The sequence below is a fragment of the Prolixibacter sp. NT017 genome, from assembly GCF_009617875.1.
Classification (GTDB): domain Bacteria; phylum Bacteroidota; class Bacteroidia; order Bacteroidales; family Prolixibacteraceae; genus Prolixibacter.
On record NZ_BLAV01000001.1, the window covers coordinates 2,095,472 to 2,114,593 of the forward strand.

Annotated in this window: 16 protein-coding genes; 6 read left to right on the top strand and 10 right to left on the bottom strand. The window is 48.9% G+C overall.

Annotation, left to right across the window (positions count from 1 at the left end; genetic code table 11):
• Nucleotides 1–11 precede the first annotated feature (11 nt).
• From GJU87_RS08785 to GJU87_RS08810, 6 genes are all read left to right on the top strand, one after another.
• Nucleotides 12–776 carry a hypothetical protein gene (locus GJU87_RS08785; protein WP_153639177.1) on the top strand — a complete coding sequence of 255 codons (765 nt, stop codon included), beginning with the start codon at nucleotides 12–14 and terminating at the stop codon, nucleotides 774–776.
• A gap of 81 nt (nucleotides 777–857) precedes the next feature.
• On the top strand, nucleotides 858–1,253 hold the full coding sequence (locus tag GJU87_RS08790) for a GxxExxY protein (protein WP_153639178.1): 396 nt from the start codon (nucleotides 858–860) through the stop codon (nucleotides 1,251–1,253).
• Between the two features lie 652 nt (nucleotides 1,254–1,905).
• The gene (locus GJU87_RS08795; RefSeq protein ID WP_153639179.1) at nucleotides 1,906–2,145 is read left to right on the top strand and encodes a hypothetical protein; all 240 of its coding nucleotides are present in this window, start codon (nucleotides 1,906–1,908) and stop codon (nucleotides 2,143–2,145) included.
• A gap of 30 nt (nucleotides 2,146–2,175) precedes the next feature.
• A complete protein-coding gene (locus GJU87_RS08800) occupies nucleotides 2,176–2,592 on the top strand; it encodes a hypothetical protein (protein ID WP_153639180.1) in 417 nt (138 codons plus the stop codon).
• Between the two features lie 342 nt (nucleotides 2,593–2,934).
• The gene (locus GJU87_RS08805) at nucleotides 2,935–4,671 is read left to right on the top strand and encodes a VTT domain-containing protein (RefSeq protein WP_153639181.1); all 1,737 of its coding nucleotides are present in this window, start codon (nucleotides 2,935–2,937) and stop codon (nucleotides 4,669–4,671) included.
• Nucleotides 4,672–5,457: 786 nt separating this feature from the next.
• Complete coding sequence (locus tag GJU87_RS08810; RefSeq protein WP_153639182.1) at nucleotides 5,458–5,814, top strand: hypothetical protein; 357 nt, start codon at nucleotides 5,458–5,460, stop codon at nucleotides 5,812–5,814.
• Nucleotides 5,815–6,093: 279 nt separating this feature from the next.
• Here the strand turns inward: GJU87_RS08810 and GJU87_RS08815 are convergent, their stop codons facing one another.
• From GJU87_RS08815 to GJU87_RS08860, 10 genes are all read right to left on the bottom strand, one after another.
• Nucleotides 6,094–7,704: a beta-N-acetylhexosaminidase gene (locus GJU87_RS08815; protein WP_228491919.1), complete on the bottom strand. Its 1,611-nt coding sequence runs from the start codon at nucleotides 7,702–7,704 to the stop codon at nucleotides 6,094–6,096.
• A gap of 197 nt (nucleotides 7,705–7,901) precedes the next feature.
• Nucleotides 7,902–9,026 carry an acyltransferase family protein gene (locus tag GJU87_RS08820; protein WP_228491920.1) on the bottom strand — a complete coding sequence of 375 codons (1,125 nt, stop codon included), beginning with the start codon at nucleotides 9,024–9,026 and terminating at the stop codon, nucleotides 7,902–7,904.
• Nucleotides 9,027–9,050: 24 nt separating this feature from the next.
• Complete coding sequence (locus GJU87_RS08825) at nucleotides 9,051–9,812, bottom strand: hypothetical protein (RefSeq protein ID WP_153639184.1); 762 nt, start codon at nucleotides 9,810–9,812, stop codon at nucleotides 9,051–9,053.
• Nucleotides 9,793–10,986: an N-acetylglucosamine-6-phosphate deacetylase gene (locus GJU87_RS08830; RefSeq protein WP_228491921.1), complete on the bottom strand. Its 1,194-nt coding sequence runs from the start codon at nucleotides 10,984–10,986 to the stop codon at nucleotides 9,793–9,795. The genes GJU87_RS08825 and GJU87_RS08830 overlap by 20 nt, the downstream gene beginning before the upstream one ends.
• 53 nt (nucleotides 10,987–11,039) lie before the next feature.
• Nucleotides 11,040–12,515, bottom strand: coding sequence for a sodium:solute symporter family protein (locus GJU87_RS08835; RefSeq protein WP_153639185.1), 1,476 nt, complete (start codon nucleotides 12,513–12,515; stop codon nucleotides 11,040–11,042).
• A 58-nt stretch (nucleotides 12,516–12,573) separates the two neighbouring features.
• Entirely contained in the window at nucleotides 12,574–13,419 is an 846-nt protein-coding gene (locus GJU87_RS08840) for a sialate O-acetylesterase (RefSeq protein ID WP_153639186.1), read from the bottom strand.
• A 16-nt stretch (nucleotides 13,420–13,435) separates the two neighbouring features.
• On the bottom strand, nucleotides 13,436–15,037 hold the full coding sequence (locus tag GJU87_RS08845) for a family 20 glycosylhydrolase (RefSeq protein ID WP_153639187.1): 1,602 nt from the start codon (nucleotides 15,035–15,037) through the stop codon (nucleotides 13,436–13,438).
• 68 nt (nucleotides 15,038–15,105) lie between these two features.
• Nucleotides 15,106–17,028: a heparinase II/III family protein gene (locus GJU87_RS08850; protein ID WP_194831481.1), complete on the bottom strand. Its 1,923-nt coding sequence runs from the start codon at nucleotides 17,026–17,028 to the stop codon at nucleotides 15,106–15,108.
• A 156-nt stretch (nucleotides 17,029–17,184) separates the two neighbouring features.
• A complete protein-coding gene (locus tag GJU87_RS08855) occupies nucleotides 17,185–17,940 on the bottom strand; it encodes a glucosamine-6-phosphate deaminase (RefSeq protein WP_153639189.1) in 756 nt (251 codons plus the stop codon).
• Nucleotides 17,941–18,379: 439 nt separating this feature from the next.
• On the bottom strand, nucleotides 18,380–19,111 hold the full coding sequence (locus GJU87_RS08860) for a glycoside hydrolase family 16 protein (RefSeq protein WP_153639190.1): 732 nt from the start codon (nucleotides 19,109–19,111) through the stop codon (nucleotides 18,380–18,382).
• Nucleotides 19,112–19,122 lie beyond the last annotated feature (11 nt).

Here is a 19,122-nt window from a genome sequence, read left to right on the forward strand (position 1 = left end):
ATTCTGTCCTGATGAAGTGGATAAAGAATTCCATATTGACCATCCTGCTATTGAGCTCTTACCTGCTCTTTTCCTATTATTATTTCAACGGTTGGTGGTACTCCTCCATCGGGACGGCGCTTATCCTGTTTTTCAGTTACCTCCTTTGGGGTAAACAGTTTCGCCGGGTGACCGGTACCAAAATATCTCACACCACCTTCCACAAAACAGTTCTGCTGACGTTCATCGTGATTGTCGCCTCCATCCTACTCATTCAACACATCGGTAGCCGACATATGGCGGCCATTATGTTTGCCGACTGCCGAAACTATTTCCACGATATCTTCTACATTCTCAACGAAGAGGTCATCCTGGGCGCGATTCCATTCTATCTGCTTGTTCGCAAATGGAAAATCAATTCGCTATTAGCCACTGGCGGCCTGGCCCTTTTCTTTGCTGTCGCTCATTTCGCCTTCTACCGATGGATATTCCTGCAACGGGGAACGCTCGAACTAACAACACTAACCACCTTGTTCCTGGTAGCCTTCGTGCGGAACTGCCTAATCGTTCTCAACGGGCATATCGGGTACTCGTGGGCCTTGCATTTCGGATGGATGATGGTGATGTTCGGGAACCGGCTGTATTTTGTCGAAACGAACACCAGCATAACCGAGCCCGAACGCTTCAATATGTTTCTGGGCTCACCGGAAATGATTAGTATCAGCTTAATCCTCGCCGTGGTTAGTTTCGTCTACCTAACGGGAAGGGATAAACGAATAAAGAAGATGAATATCTGAATAGGCAACCATAGCAGTACGCTTGAAGCAGCTGATTTTGTTAAATTTATAAATCAACAATTAACCACAAACCCAATAACCATGACCAAAACCTACAAATACAAGGAAATTACCCGAGACATTATCGGCGCTGCCATGGAAGTACACAAGACATTGGGAAACGGTTTTCAGGAAGTCATCTATCAACGGGCGCTGGAAATCGAAATGCATAACATGGGATTGAACTTTCACCGGGAATTTGAAATGCCTATCTATTATAAGAAGGAACACATCGGGACCCGCCGTGTCGATTTCCTGGTGGAAGAACAAATTTCAGTCGAATTAAAAGCTATCACTCAATTGGAAGACGTTCATCTGGCGCAAGCTAAAAACTACCTGGAAGCTTATCGTATCGAGGTAGGATTACTCATTAATTTTGGCAGCAAAAGTTTGCAGTTTAAAAGATTGCTTAATTCGAAATACAACGAAACTGTCTGAACCCGGATTACACAGATGAAATTGTCTGAACCCGGATTAACCAGATTAATGGATTACACAGATGAAAAGACACTGCACATAAGCTGCACCAGCTCCAATGATTTTGCAGCACCTCCGAACAAAGCGCCCGTAGAGACGCAATGCTTTGCGGCTCTCTGTCTGAACCTCGATGACACAGATTAATGGATTATGCTGATGAAATCGTCTGAACCCGGATTAACCAGATTGAAGGATTACACAGATTAAAAGACACTGCACATAAGCTGCAGCAGCTCCAATGATTTTGCAGCAGCTTCGAACAAGGCGTTCGTAGAGACGCAATGCTTTGCGGCTCATTTATCTGAACCTGGATTACGCAGATTATTGGATTGCACAGATGAAGAAGCACACATAAGCGACACACCCCCCATTAATTTGCAGCACCTCCGAACAAAGTGCCCGTAGAGACGCAATGCTTTGCGCCTCTCTTGTTTGAATCATAATGACGCAAATGAAAAACCACCGCCCCCAATCTGCGCAATCTGGTTAATCAGCGTAATCCCGGTTCAGACAGTTACTCCATTCTGAAAAACATGAAATGTCCGCGACAGGGATTGATTCATTTTGTTAAATTTGAAAAGAAGCATCAACAGACATACATACATCATAGCCTATGCAAGTCACAATAGATAATGTCAATTACAAAGCCATTATTGCAAGCGATCTTCAACGAGATGGGATTGGAATTGAGCTGCACAATGCCGACAAAAATCAATTCATCGCTGAGATATTTCGAAATGATAAATTGAGAAAAATTCAGTTTAACTCAACCGATTGCCAATTACCCCTTGAAGTCCTAAAACAGTTGATTGAAGAATTTGAAACGTGCATTGGTCGTGAATATCAGGACTAGAAATCAGCTTAGAAACCTCATCATTGCCAAATGAATAAATTAAGCCAACAGGAATATTCAGATATTATTAAAACCGGATTGCTAACTCGATTCCCGGAATTCAAAAGGTTCGTTAGGTATGTCGATGATGTACTCATTATCGAGATACCAAGTCCAATGAAGACGCAGTTGTTCTGGATTTCAACGCAGGATATGGAAATAACAATCGGTTTTGATAATGCAAATGGTGATTGCAGTTGGCATACCCATATGAGTCTGTACGGAGCTTATGAAATAGATGATGAATTAAGAACCTTGATTCACTTGTTGACAGACATTTTCGAGGGAAATGAGCTTTTAGTTCTCGAAGACAACGAAGTTATCTACCTGACGAAAAACCCGGAAGATGAATTAAAGAACAATGAGGATAACAAAATCCTTGATTTCAAGAAGTGGAATGAAATCTAAAATGATTTGCAGCACCTCAGAACAAAGCGCCCGTAGAGACGCAATGCAACCCATCTGCGTAATCACATTAATCAGTGTCATCATGGAATTTTCCCTAAAACAGGTTTCCATCAGCATCCGGCCGAAAAAACTGTGGAAGAATGTATTGCCAAACTGTAACAAAACATCGGCTCCGGCTGTCTAATGGGGTAACAGGCAAGTAATGAAGGGCCAGCGGGCCTACTGCATTTTTCAACTTTTACCTGTTAAATAATAAAACAAATTGAGTATTTTAGTTCCGGTGGAAGTCGCGCTTTTGGCGGCGACCAACCAACTAAAAGGGTTTACCTTAACGATACAGATATGACGATGACGCTTTTTAACCTCACATGGTTGAAGCATTTTCTCGCGATATTCTTCCTGACCTTCATCCACGAGGATGCTGCCATACTGGCGGCGGGGTTCTCGCGTGTCGAACATCACGTACCGCTCGTGTTGGTCTATACTGCCGTTTTCACAGGAATTGTCGCCGGCGATGTATTCATTTATCTCCTCGGACGGTTTGCCCAAAAGAACGCCTGGCTGCGTCGCAAAATCATTGGCCCCAAGGTCGAACGCCTCCACAACTGGATTGAATCGAACCTGACAAAGGTACTCATCATGTGCCGCCTTACACCGGGCCTCCTCTTCCCTACTTTCGTGGCCTGTGGTTGGTTTAAAATTCCACTGGGACGGTTCACCCTTCTGTCGGCCATCACCGGTGGCGTGTATACCTCCATCGCCCTCACGCTGGTGATTGTCTTCGGCGATTTGGTGCTGGTGCACCTGAACTACTGGGCGTGGATACTCGTCGCCATCATCGTTATTGTATTCGCCTCCACCAGCCTGCTGAAACCGAAGTTCGCCAAGGTTACCGAACGGGCCCTCGACGACGACGAAGCTCCCTCATTTTTGAAAATGCTGAAAACATATAAGCCCGGACGGAAAAACAGGCATACCGGGATGCCGTCACCCGACGGACTGAAAAGGTTCGTCTCGCTGGCTGAACGCCTCCCCAACGGATTATTTTATTTACCGGTCGGATTACGCTGGTTATTCCTCTCGGCGCGCTATCGCTCACTGACCCTGCCCACGGTATCGAACCCCATGATTGAAACCGGTGGTTTCTGGGGCGAGTCGAAGAGCGATATCATGGAACAGGTTGGCGACGAACACCAGCAATGGGTGGCCGAGTTTGTGACCTTCGAACGAAACGGCAAGGGCGTGGATGCCGATTTGCAGGACGCGCTTTCGCTGATGAAGAAAAAAGGCCTGGAGTTCCCGGTCGTGGTGAAGCCCGACGTGGGCTGGCAGGGATACGGCGTGCGCCTCGTGGAAGAGGATGCACACCTGCTTCATTACCTGAATGAATACCCTACCGGGGAAAAACTGCTACTGCAGCGTCCGGTGCAACACGACGGCGAAGCGGGTATCTTCTACGTCCGGTACCCCGGCGAGGAACACGGTAAGGTGATTTCGGTGACGCTGCGCTATTTCCCGTATGTGTATGGCGACGGAACATCGACCCTGCGCGACCTCATCCGCAACAACCCGCGGATGAAAACCCATGCCGATTATTACCTGGGCGGAAAAACCGAGCACATGAGCCTCGAGAAGCAGTACCTCGACATGGTACCGGCCGACGGTGAACTGATTCGGTTATCGTTTATCGGGAGTATCCGCGTAGGCGGCCTCTACCGCGATGCCAGTCATTTGATTACGCCGGAGCTGAGCGCCCGCATCGATGCCATCGCGCAAAGCATGCCGGAGTTCTACTTTGGCCGCTTCGATGTGCGCTTCGAATCGACCGAGCTGCTGCAAAAAGGCGAAGGATTTTCCATCATCGAAATCAACGGTGCCGGCTCGGAAGCCATCAGCGGCTGGGACCCCGAGGTTTCCATCTTCAAACTGTACAAAGCGTTGTTCAAATCACAGAGCCTGCTCTTCAAAGTAGGTCACCTGAACCGTTCGCGCGGGTACAAACCCATGACGGTAAAGGATTTCCTGAAAGCTGCCGCCAAACAGAACAAACTGATTGATCAGTATCCGCCGGCAAGCTAGGAAGACATCAAACAATATTCGATAACTGCAGAGACAAGGCAATGCCTTGTCTCTGCTATTTTGTATCACTATGAATAGGTTGGTGTAAGGTTGGGACAGGTGCTGGTCAATGATTTGTCGGTGCTTCATTGCCCCACCCAACCTCCCCAAACGGGGAGGCTTAGGTCCCCATTCCATTAAAGGCTTCGATGATTATCGTGGATAGATGTGATTAGCGTTATAAATGACAGCAGCTTTCAACGTCGTGTCGCAATAGCGCCAGGATATATCGTGGTATTCACCCCTCTGTCCCCTAAAGGGGATTTGGGGCCGCTGCAAATGACGAACTGAACGCTACAAAGGCAACCTAATAACGATGTAGGGCCACGATATATCGTGGCCGGGCACCCAACTTCTAAAATTACCGGCAATCGGGCAGTGAATCGGTCAGGATATATCCTGACCCTACAATGCAAACGCACATACCCTATATCGCAAGCGCTGTAGAGCCACGATACATCGTGGCCGCATGACAAACACCGGAAATGTTTGGGGGTAGCGCGTTGCAACGGTCACGACATGTCGTGCCTCTACGGGATACGTCCTAAAACTTTTGTATCTCTTCGTTAACCGGATAAATATTTATTATATTTGGGTAAACCGCATTACCGGTAACCCATTACGATTACCAGGCAGCGAACTAACTTAGGTTTTTAGCGATATCGTTTTCCGTCGATTCCTGCATAACAGGATTTTAAGCGGATGAACGCATCGTTGCATCACATCAACTATAAAAACAAAAATAAAATGACCAACAAGACGACCTTAAAGATGATGCTGATTTTCGTAGCTATCCTGGCTACCTTCAGCAGTTGCAAAAAAGACGAAGTAAGCCTAAGAACCGGCGCATTAAAAGTGAACTTCAAACCCAATAACAACTATCTCCCGGTTATTGACTATACCATTACCCTCGAGAACAACACGTCGACGGCGATATCCGGTCTCGATAAAAACCTGTTCGAGGGAGTGCTTACCGTCAAAGACCTGAACCCGGGTAACTACTACTTAAATTATCACTATACCATTGCCGACAGGTACTACTCGAAGCAGGTACTGTTTCAAATTCATTCGGGCAAAACAACGGAACTAACTTACCAGTTGTAAGCCGGGTACTGACGGATGGATGGTATTTGGTTGCTGGAATGAGATATATCCTGCCCCTACAATGCAAACGCACATACCCTATATCACAAACGCTGTAGGGCCACGATACATCGTGGCCGAATGACAAACACCGGAAATATCTGGGGATAGCGCGTGGTAACGGTCACGACATGTCGTGACCCTGCGGGAAAAACGGTCATCAACCAACGTACCATAACAGCAAAGCCGGGGAAATTACCCGGCTCTGCGTGTTTTGCATTTTATATCGTTGAATATTCGCTATTCCTCTCCTTTGTGGTAATCGATACCATCCAGCTGCCAGCGTTGTTCCATGTTGTGCAGGGCGTCGAGAAAGCGTTGATAGTTTTTATCGGGCAGCGGCGTCCAGCCTACTTCAGCGTAAGCGGCTAACCGGGGGAATACTTTCAGATCCATCGACTTTGTGGTGGGAATCCATTCGCTCCACATCTGGCAACCGAAGCCTAATATCTTCGAATCGTACTTCGGGTCGAGTCCTTCAGGAATGGGATTGAATGAATAGGCTTTCGAAAGCCGAATCATTTTATAGTTATAATCGAGATATGTCATCCGGTGGTAAGCATTCACCACATCGTAGCCATTCGAAACCGCCTTGTTGATCAAATCGAGGCTCCCTTTCCAGAATTCGATGATAGCCGATTTGGCGAGCGTCTGTTTTACCTGCGTATCGGCCGAATCCTGCCACTCATGCACGTTATCGCCGAGGATTTCGTTCCATCCCATCATGCGATGACCCGTGCTATCGACGAACTGCGAGATGCGGTTGGTGAACCAGATTTGCAAATCGGCGGGAGACGTCAGTCCCTCCTTCTTCATCAACGCCTGCATGGCTTTCGATTTCTTCCACGCGTCGTACATCACTTCATCACCCCCGATATGGACCACCTTACCGGGAAACAGGTTGAAAACTTCGGTAAGCACATCCTCGAGGAATTGAATAACGCGCGGATCGGCAATGTTAAACGAGTCGGGCAGCTTGCCAAATCTCACCGGAACCTCTTTCGTGGTTCCCAACACCCCGAGCCACGGATAAGCCGCAATGGCCGCCGAAGCATGACCGGGCATTTCAATCTCCGGAACGATGCGAATGTGCCGAGCGGTGGCGTAGGCGATGATATCCTTGATTTGCTCCTGCGTATAGAAACCGCTGTGTGGCTTCCCTTCGCGTTTGTCGCTGTGGCGGGCTGCCTGCGTGTCTTTCCGGTAGCCGCCCACCGACGTCAGTTTCGGATACTTCTTGATTTCGATGCGCCATCCCTGGTCATCGGTCAGGTGCCAGTGGAAGACGTTCATTTTCATCAGCGCCATCTGGTCGAGCATACTCTTCACCACATCCACACCTTTGAAATGACGCGATACATCGAGCATAAATCCCCGCCATGCAAACCGCGGCTTATCGGCAATGGCCACCACCGGAACGGCAGCGTTTTTTCCCTTTTCGGGATGGAACTCAAATGCGGGTGGCAACAGCTGCCGCAACGACTGGATGCCGTAAAATACGCCGGTACGGGTCGCCCCTTCGATGACAATCCGTTTGGGCTCTACCTTCAGCAGGTAACCTTCGTCGCCCAGCGAGTCTTTCAGGGTTGCATTCAGCTTCAGCTCGATGCCTTTGCCTTTCGCTTTAATGTGCGGCTTTTCGCCGAAGGCTTTCGCCAGGATACCTGCCAGGTAAGCGGCTTCGGATTGGGTTGCCTCGCCCGAAACAATGGCCGTCTTCTCCGTCAGGGTGTAGGTACCGTTGCCGGGCACCACGCTCACCGGACGCGGAATGATGTTGATCTCCGCCTGCGCGGAAACAGCAACGCCCGCGAGGATGAAAAAGGCCAGTATGAATTTCATTGTTTTCATAACCGTTTTGTTTTTTATGGGTTGATGGGGAAGAGAATACAAATGGTGAATTCGGATAGAAAGCCCACCGTAACAATCACCCCCACCCCCCGATTTCTCGGGGCTCCCCTGAACGGGAGGCTAGGGCAACTACAGGTGTTGAACACGTTACATGATTCACTGCTTACTACTAACCAAACATCTTTTTTCTTTTCCCTTTATACTTTCAGGAATATCTTTTTCCGGTACAAAATGTACAGGAACGCCCACACGCAGGCTACGTACCCGACGGCACCGATGAGCCCCGCGATATGATGGGGCGTGAGATGCATCAATCCGCCGAAGAAGAAGTTGCGCATGTTGCCGAAATCGACGATTTTGTACTGCACTAAATAGATGGTGATGGGGTTCAATCCAATCACCACGAAGAAGAATGCCCACTTTTTGAAGCCCCACACGTCGATGATGAGGTAAAACACCCCCAACAGGATGAGACTCCATCCGCCGGCATAGAGCATGAATGAACTGGTCCACAATTTCTTGATAATGGGAAACCACAATCCCCACAATTCACCGAGTCCCAGCGATACAATGCCCGCACCAATCAGGATGAGCCCTTTCCGCAGCTTGCTCAAACGAACATCTTCTGAAATAAGCAACCTCCCGGCAAAAACACCCAATAACGCCGTACTTATTGAGGGGATGGTGCTCAAAACACCTTCTGGCTCCATCACTTTCATGTATAACGTACCCGGAATCAGCAGACGATCGATAAGGCCTGCGAGGTTTCCTTCCGGTGTGAGCACGCCTGCACCGAATCCCGGAACGGGAATGTACAGCATCATGAGACAATACGCCAGCAACAGGCCCCAGAACCAGATGATCTGCGCGCGCAGGTTCGTATTCAGGTAGATAATGGCGGCAAAGAACCAGGCAATCCCGATGCGTCCCAGCACACTTCCCACCCGGAAATGCTCAGCGTCGAGATTGAGAATGCGGTTGTATAGCATTCCGAGGACAATCAGCCACATCATCCGTTTAAACGCGTGTTTATAGATGCTTACTTTCGAATCACCGCGGGCCAGCCGTTTCCCAAAGGAGAAAGGCATGGAAACACCAGCGAGAAACAGGAAGAGCGGGAATATCAAATCGTAGAATTGGAAACCCTCCCACTTCACATGATCCATCTGCCCGTGTAAATATTTAAACAGCGGCCATCCGGTCAGGGTTGCCAGGGCATGTATGACCCGCTGCCCACCGGTAATCCAAAACATATCGAACCCACGAAGTGCATCAAGCGACAACAGGCGCTGCCGCTTCGGTGTACCGTTCATCTCTTTCATGTGCATAGCGTTTATCGGTTGGATTTACTTCCGGAATTCGAAGCCGGAGAGGACCATTTCTACCTCTTTGCCATCGGTCGGAGGATTTCCGCGGTACAGCCACAGGTTGATCTTCGCAGCCTCCTTGCCGGGCTTCGGATTGTCGGCGCCGGTATAAGTCCATTGTGTCATCAGCTGATCCACCGGTGGATTATCGCCGACGTTCCCCTGATAGCTGGCAAACACCACGCTGTCAGGTTGCCAGTTAAACCAATGCGTCGACTGCTCCCCGGTTTGATCGAGATAATAGCGGTGATGATTGCCCGGATGCCACCCTGGCTGAATCACAAACTGCGAATCTTCGGTGGTGTCTTTGGCCCACTTCGAAAACTCGATATCAATTTCGGAGCTATCATTGGCATAGGTGAACAGCCCTCCAACTACATTCTTGTCGAAACCATCTACCCGGCTGGCTACATGAAAGATGTACGTTCCGTAACCATGCGATTCCAGCAGGGAAATCTTGGCGCAGTTCCACCGTCCGTCGCGGTGGGTAATTTTCAGGTGCAAATTCCCGCTGTCATCTAGCCATACGTTCTCTTTGGAATCAGAAAAGTAGTTGGGACCCGGTCCCTGCCTTGTATCTTTGCTGTTCCCCACCCGCCAGTCGTAGCCGGAGAAGTGAATAATACGCGTACCGTCGACCATCCGGTCGTTATTTACAGTCTTTTTGGTTTTGTTCCCGCATCCGGCAAGAAACAGGACAGCTACGACCAGAAAAATCCAGTTAGTTTTCATCTTTTTCATTTTTTGTTTGGTTAAACACGACCTTTCCGGCCCGGATGGTTTGTACAATCTCCATCCCTTTTTCGGTTTGTTCGTACAGCACCAGGTCAGCAGGCGAACCTTTGCGGAAAGGTATTTGCGATTCTCCCTGCAACAGCTCCATCGGCTTGAGCGAGGCTTTGTTCCATGCCGTTTCCAACGTCAGTAATTCCTTCCCTGCCATCTGATTAACGCACCACAGCAGCGATTGCGCCGAACCGGCCAGCAATTTCGGTTGATCGGCCATGCAAAGACGGCCTTCCGGGCTGAGAATCACATCTCCGCCGATATGACTATGGTAGTTCCCCGGCGGCAAACCGGCAAAATGGGTACAATCACTTATCAGGATGGAGGTTTCGGGCTTCACCTTGAAAACAACCTTGAGAAAGGACTCGGGCAGGTGAAAACCGTCCCCAATGACGGTGGTCCACAACGCATCCTGTGCCAACTGTTCCCAAATGTAGTTGGGATGGCGTGGCAACATCAGGTGAGCGGCATTCCCCAGGTGCGTCGACAACCGTGCACCAGTGGCAACCGCTCCGGCAATCTGTTCCGGTGTCGCCCCCGTATGGCCTATGGACACCACAACGCCGCTTTCGCTGCAACGGGAGATGAACTCTTCCGATCCTTCCCATTCCGGCGAAAGGGTGATAATTTTAATTCGTCCCTCAGCGGCTTCCTGCCACTGCTGAAACAAGTCCCAGTCGGGTTTTCGCACTAACTCCGGGTCATGTGCCCCGCGAGCGCCTTCTTCTTTCGATAGAAACGGCCCTTCGAGGTGAATACCGCCAATGGCTGCATCGACATCGGGGTACGAATGACAGGCGGAGACAATCACTTTCAGCGCTTCGGAAATCGCTTGCGGGGTATTCGTGATCAAGGTCGGGAAGAAGGTCGTTACGCCTTGCTCCGCCAGCAACTGAACCGCACGATAAACATCGGACGCCAGTAACGGAGCGGTATTGAAATCGACACCGCCGTAACCGTTTACCTGCAAGTCCACTAAACCGGGCGCGATAAAAGGGTGTTTCCCCTTCCCTTCCGGAAGTTGAATCACTTCGGCTATCTTTCCGTCGCGAATACCGATGTGCACCAGTTTTCCGCTCCGGTAATCGAGGCCTTCGAGGTACATGTGGTTGTCGTTTGATTGGTTCATGGTATTATCGTTAGCTAAACAGCTGGTTTATCTATCCATTCATTGTCATCTTTTTATTTCGCTTCGTCATTCAGTGCCGACAACAGTTCATCCGCTTTCGCCGACTCGTCACCGGGAATCAGAAATCCGGTTACCACATACAACACCAACGAGGTGAGCATGGGTGTCGCCACTTCTCCCGCCAGGGAGAAATCAGGCAGCAGTTTCGTGACCACAAAAGCCAGCAATCCGCCAATGATAGACACAATGGCTGCGGTACTTCCGCTCCGTCTGAACACCGGCAGCAATCCCAGAATCATCGGGATAGCAATCGGCCCCAACAACGAGGCAAACCAGGAAACAATCAGGCCGAATACTCCGCCAAAGTGCCGGAAGTTGATCGCCACGATGATCGTAAACAAGGTAAACGAAAAGGTGGTGATTCGTGCCATGATAAGCGCCTGTTTCGGAGTAAAATTCCGTACACGCGGAACAGCCACGGGCAAAATATCACGGGTAATCACCGCTGAAACGGTATTCGAATCGGAAGAAGTCATCGATAACGTGTTGGCAAACATCGAAGCGAGTACCAATCCGAGCAATCCGGCCGGAAGGAACTTCATGGCCATCATACCATAGGATAACGTTGGGTCAGCCAAATCTTTAAAAAAGAGCGGTGCCGCAAACATCGGGAATAACAGAATCAACGGCCACACAAAATAGAGGACCGACGACAAAACACCGGCTTTACGGGCCTCACCTCCCGAAGAAGAGGAGATGAAACGGGTCGCCAGGTTCCAGGTTCCGCCGCTATAGCTGAAGAAATCGATGACCAGCATCGCCATAGCGAACGCGGGTGTGTAGGGATCGTTAAACAAATGCGAGTTCGCTTCCGGCAACCGGTGCCACAGCGTAAACACTCCCGAAAACCCGTCGCCCAGTTTTCCGAGAATCATCACAAACATGGTGATTCCGGCCGCCAGTTGAATCATGAACTGGGCAAAGTCGTTCCACACATCCGCCCACAAGCCGCCAATGGTAATGTACATCAATGACACACCTCCGGCCAGAATAATTCCAACCGTCAGCGAAGTGCCGGTAAATACATTCAATAATACAGCGATCGCAGCCAGCTTGCCTCCCACATCAAATACCTTGATAATGGCTCCGCTCCAGGCGATGATTTGCTGCGTGGTGAGGTTATACCGGGCCAGCAGGTATTCCGTAGGCGACTGAATACCGGTCTTGATGCGTAGCTTGGCCCAACGCGGCGCTACCCACAAGGCAGCCATCAATGTAGCCAGGCCCACACCGCAGGCCCACCAGATATAAAGGTTAAATCCGTGCGTATAGGCGATTCCGGCGTAAGCCACAAACACCGCCCCACTGTATCCCGACACATGGTGCGAAACACCCGAAAGCCACCAGGGCAGTTTTCCGCCGGCGGTAAAGAAATCGGCCGAATTCTTCACTTTGCGGTAAGCGCTCAAGCCGATCACCACCAGCACCAAAAAATACATCGCCAAAACGATCCAGTCAATCAATTGCATGGGTTAGCCTTTCTGTTATTATGCTTTTATGGTTGTTTTTACTATCGTGAACGAAGCATCATTTTGTCTCCTGCTTCCCGGAGCTAATCTGAAGGTATTTGTCAGCGTACCGTTTCCCCAATATTCGTTGCGACTTGTTGTTGAAATGGATGTAATCGGGGTTGCAGGTCAAATCGCTCGTAGGAACTACGTAGCAGTTTTTCAGATCATTCGGTACGGTCTTGACAATTTCATTGATCTCCGCCCATCTTTTCGCCCGTAAGGGTGGACGCGTATATGATCCCAGCTCTCCCATAATGATGGGCAGGGAATCATCGCCGATGAATGTGCGGAAACGGGTCAGCACCGTCTCTACTTTCTTTTTGTATACCGGTATTTTGGCCGGGAAGGCATCGCTTTCGCCCTGATGCCAGAGAATCCCCTTGACCACGCCGTATTTCATCGCCGTTCCGGTCTTATCCTTGAAATTGCTCCAGAGGTGGACGCCATTGAATATGGAATCATCCATCCAGTATTGAATGGAACTGCCGCCCACTGCCGTTGGAACCAGCCCGATCGTGATGGAATCGCCCACATGTTTCAGTAATTCGCGTGCAAACGAAAGGCCGGAATCCATTCCCGTTACCTTGGGCTGATACAGGTGTAACGGCTCTTTTGCCACGACCCATTTATCCTGCAGGTTCATCGCTAAAATGCGTGGATTCGGAACGGTATCCTGCGGCTCCACTACGCCACGCCCCGCCATGTTCGACTGACCGGCCATGATAAAGATCCAAAAGTTCTTCTTCGCAGGCATCTCTTTCGGATACACTACCTTCTTCGGGAAATTGGCCGTCTTGCTCTGCGCCATTCCATTCATCCACAAGGCCATTCCGGCCATCAGCAATACCAGGTATCTCTTCATATTTAACGTTTTATAATTACCGTACGTTCGCTACGGCTTCGTATATGTTTTTTAGTTTTTCGTTCCGGATATGATTCTGTTGTTTGATTTCATCGGGATACAGGAAACCTTTGTTCAACTCGGCGAAGCGGGCATTCAGGTCTTTCGATTCATCCAACAGCTTCTTCAGCTTCGGCAATATCACTTTTCCCATCTCCCGGTTATACTGATCCGATTCATAGACTGATTCCACTTGTTTAAAGGCCAGATAAAAGTCCCTTAAGTCGAGCATCAGCCGCAAATGAGCGAACTCTTTCTGATGATCTTTCGGAGTCAGTGTTGCCATCATCGCTTTCGCCGCGTCAACACTCTTCCTGATGGAGTCAAGCTTCGCCACATCTTCCGGCGTATCCACTTTTACTAAATTCGGGGAGACGAGCAGTATTTTCCAAAGCTTCTCTCCCTCTGCTGCGGTCAAACCAAAGCGGTCCTGTGCATACTGCACCACAAACTTCTCCGGATTGAGCGGCTCGGCCTGCTTCAACGACTGCGCATAGGCAGCAACCAGGATGTGGAAGCCGGACAACGGATAGACATTACGAATCGCATGCATATCAATCACCTCGTAATTGGTATCCCAGGTAAAACCATAAACGCCTGAAGTGGACCAGGAGGTCATGACCATTCCCTGGTAACCGGCTTTTCGGGCATACGGGATGAAATCGTGCTGATTATTGAAATGCTTTTGCCAATCGGTGGTGTACCAGTTATCGGGATGGCTGCGAATGGCCGGCGAGCCCCAGAACGTGAGTCCCTGGTCGAGTAACTTGCCAATATCGCCGAAGTGATTGATTTTCCAACCGTAGTTCCAATCCACATACACGGTTTGTTTGGGCAGCTGTTTGACGGCTTCGGGGTACTTCAACACGATATCGGACCATAGCACCGGGATTTTCCCCAGGCTTACCACAATTTTGCACATCTCGGCGATGTAATCGGCAAACAATTTGCCCTTCCCCTCTTCTGCAGCCTTGGCCGAGCAGATGGGACAATGCCCCAACAACCGGGTTTCGTCGCCACCAATGTGAATGTATTTTGACTTGTGCAGCGATGCCATATCAGCAAACAGATCGGTGAACAGCTTCTTGTCACCTTCTATCTGCGATGGGCATACCTGCGAGATATCCTTTTTTGATTCCCTCAGCTCACTGTACCGCGCATGCCGTAAAATGTATTCCACGTGCCCGAAACATTGCTGCAACGGGATGACATCGATACCCAGGCTATCACAGTAGGACACAAACGACTTGACCTGCTCGCGCGTGTAAGCGTACTTGCTGGAAATCGTTGCGTGCTTTTCATACGGATAGGAAGCTTCCCATTCCATCACCAGGGTGTTGATGCCCATCCCGGCCAACTCTTTGGCGAAAGCCTTCAAAGCGGGCATGGTCATCACTTCAATCCGCAAATCGATGTGAAATCCCCTTATCGGGAAAGGTTTAACAGCTTCCGTTTTCGCCTTATCGGCAATTTTTTGCGTTTCCGCGGAAGCGAACGCCCCGGGGAAGAAAAGAATAATGATGGTCAGCCATGCAAAGAGCGCAGCTGCGGAAATCGGTTTTTGTTTCAAGCGTTTCATCAGTCGTTGTTTAGTTTACGAACTTTTATGTTTTGGTATTTATCATTTCAATCGGTGTTCAACGAAGTCTAAAAGACGGCCATCCAGTCGGACGTTTGATGTCCTTTGTAGCTAACGGACGAAGCGCCCGGCTTCCGGAATAAAATGGTGTCTTTTTCGCCCGAAGGACCTTCCACTGTCAACGCCAAACCATCGGCCAGCAGTTCCTGCTTCACGTTCCATTCCGTAGCATTCTCCTTTCCCGGAACCACCAGCAATACCGAGTGGGTATCGGCACCGGAAGTAGAATACGAGACTATGGGTGCGAATTTGTCCATCCCTTCGATGTTGACATACCCTTTGCCTACACTCAAATCATCGTAGGAATCTGCATTCGCCGGAATGATAGCCATCGGCTGATCGGTTTTCAGCAACACACTTTTCCGGGCACCGTGAGTTTCCACTTCCGCCGGCAACAAATGAAGCAGTAGCTCGTAGTTATGTTTTTCTACTGCTTTGAAATGATCGTGAATCAACATGTATTTATTCCGGACAAAGGCCAGACTACGGGTCCACTGTACGTTCGGATTAGTCGGGTCGCTGGCCGGGGAAACCATTCTCACTAACTTATAGTCAGGCTTTTCTTCCCAATCGGTAATCCGGTTCTTCGTCTGCCGTTTTCCGACCCACTGTCTATCACTCGAAGTCGCAGCATCCTGTTTTCCGTCAATCAGTACGGTGTTATGTGCTCTCGATGTACGATACCATTTCACGATCAACGGATTATCGTAGTTACTGCACCCACTGTCAATCAGTACAGGTTCTTCACCATACCAAAGCACAAAGCCCAGTCGCCCGGCATGGTCGTGCGAACCAATTGTCCTGGCCGGATTGGCCAGCAAATACCAGGGCGTTAAACCGGAACCGTCCGCACGCATCACCCCGATTTGCGTTTCGGGAAGATAATAGGAACCCGGCTTTTTATCTGCGTTCGCCTTTTCATTCAGGACTTCGCGAATGATGGTCTCGGTAGGATTCACCGGCATCGGGTAAGAATCATTCACCGGAGGCATGGTGCCATCGGGCTGTGCTACCTCGAAAAGATAGTCGGCCATCTTGTGCAGAAGCGGCAAAATATTTTTAGGCGGCGTCACGCCGTTGTCACGACACAACAAATACGTATCTCTGAAAATGGAAGCTTCGAACGGATAGTATCCGAACATCTGCTCTACATTCCCGCCATCGGGATAGAAGGCAAAATTGATATGATGTTCCAGAATCCGAAGCGCACCGGTTCTCAACTCTTCCGCCTGCTGTAACCCGGGAAATAAAATCCCCAGGTAAATCATTGCCAAAGCTCCGTGCGCCTGGTGGTTGAATTCATTGAGCTTCTGTTGACCAAAACCTTCCGCCAAAACAAGGGCATGCTCTTTCAGCGTATCTTCAATCAGTTGTTTATCGGCATCGGACAATCCCTCACCTCCCAGGTAATAGCACCACGAAAGATGAATGGAACGCCAGGCCACCTGCATATCGTACCAGTTGTATTTCGAAGTAGGATGATCGGTTACCCGCGGATTGTCATGTATCCACACGCGAATCAACTTCATCATATCCTCCAGGTAACTCTGATCTCCCGACAAATAATAAAGCCGGGCAAAAGACGGCAGGTAGTAAAAGCGGTTGAGCCACACACTTTTCTCCAGCTCCGTCTTTTCCAGCTTTCCCCAACCAATGGGATCCCCATATACTCGCTGCAGCAGGCCGTTCCGGATGGCTTCCACAATCACGTGGTCATTCTCCGAATCGATTAATTGCATTTGAATAAACTTTCCACCCTGATCTTTCGGCAAGTAATCGCCAAAATTGTATTTCTTCACGTATGGGTAGAACGGGAATTGTGCTTCCGGCTGCTTATCCTTATCACCATTTGCCTTCCGGCTGAAAGCATTCGTGGAAGAATTTCCGTATGCCATACTTCCCAACGTCACACCAGCCGCAGCAGCTGTCATATTTTTGATAAATCGTCTTCGCCTGTTATCCATACGACGGATTGAGTCAGTTAAAGCGACCGGATTGAACCCGGCCGCATATTTATAATTGTATCAGGTTAGTACCTTGTTATTGGCTGCCAAAGTGAAAACGATTCACGTTCGGCTTTTGAACTATCAGTTGTACTGCTCGCGGCCAAACGAATCCTCATCGAAGTAAAACTTACAATGGGTATGCGTTCGGAGAACCGAAGCAGGACACTCTTCTGTAATCAGACCATTTAGGGTATCATACACCGCCTGACGCTTGGTTTTTCCCGGAACCACACAGAATAAATAGTCTGCCCGCATCAATGCCGGAATGGTTAACGTAATCGCCTCAGTGGGCACTTCTTCCAACGTGGGAAAACAGCCGTCGTTCACCTGCTGATTCCGGCAAGCCCAATCGAGTGTCACCCGTTTCACCAGCTTCAAATCATTAAAATCGGCTACCGGGGGGTCGTTAAAGGCAATGTGCCCGTTCTCGCCAATGCCCAGACAAACAATGTCGATGGGCGCTTCATTCAGTAGCTTCGAATAGCGGGCAATGGTCTCCTCCGGGTTATTGCCATCGAGCAAATGTACTTCCCGGAAGGGTACCTGCTGAAATATCCTTTCGTTCAAAAAGCCGGCAAACGAGCGAGAATCTGCCGAATCCAGCCCAATGTATTCATCCATGTGGAATGCGGTAATTCGCTGCCAATCAATCTTTGTGGAACGAACCAGCGAAGCCAGCACCTCGTTTTGCGACGGAGCGGCAGCAAATACCATGCGAATGGATTCCTTTTTCTCCAGCAAAGCAACAATTTGCTTCTCCACATCAGCCCCGGCAGCCTGTCCCATCTCTTCCCGTGAAGGATAAACATGCACGTCCAGGTTTTCAAATTCTTTCATATTGAAAAATCAAATGATTTAACTTTTACAGGAATCATTTCCAATGGTTTGTCACCAACCGGTAAGTTACAATGATTGGTGGTTTTTTGCATGATGAACCATGCTGTTAGTCAATACCAAAGGAGCTAAGCCCAAACAGATAATAAAAAAAGTACCGGGAAAGACGTTCCGTCTTTCGTATGTTTTTGCTACTGTCAACCTAATTTTCAATCGGTTATCATCAGGAAGAAAACATCACCATCCAACAAGCTAACTGTCAATTCGTATACAATGGTTTCGACAGATGCCTCCCCGGATACTTATAAACCTCTGTTTAACTGGCTCTATGCGAAAGATTCCATTTCAGAGTTTACTCGTCGAGACAGACCACGTCCTTCGTCTTATGAATCGCACCGTCGACAGGCGCCGGATTCGAAGTGACCGTGATTATCTACCTTCATCATAATATTTTAAAATCACTCACAATCAATTCGTTGTTTTGATTGTCGCTGGGATATTTTCCGCGAAATAACCAAAGGTTGATTTTTAATCTCAGGTCCTGAGATGTTGGAATATCTTCTCCGGTATAAGTCCAGGTTTTTACCACATCTTCTTGCGGGGGCGTTAAGCTTTCACCGAGGTATGAGCCAAATTTGATTGAATCTTTCTGCCAGTCGAAAAAGTGCGTTGAGTAATCGTCTTTCAACTGCAGATTGAATCTCACTTTGTTACCCGCAGTTGTAGAGGGCTGAACGGCGAACTGACAATTATCGTTGTTCGCATCTCCCCATTTGGAAACTTCAATATCGATTTCCTGCACATCAGTCTTGTACGCAAATAAACCGGCGACTACATTTTTGTCGAGTTGGTCTACGCGACTATCCAGGAAAAAAACATATTTGTGATAACCATAGGTATTCCAAAGCGAGACTTTTGCACAATACCATTTTCCGTCACGTTGAGTTATTTTTAGATGCATCCGTCCCTGATCGTCGACCCAAACATTGTCTTCGGAATTCGAAAAATAGTTAGGCCCAGGCCCTACTGTATTATCGTTCGAGTCTTCAACCACCCAGTCGTATCCCGCAAATGAGATTATCCTTGCTCCTTGTTGGACAGGTAAATCACCGGACGTTTCCTTTTTGCATGAAACAAAGGCGAACAGAAATATAAGTAGCATGTACTTTACCATGTTACAAGAAT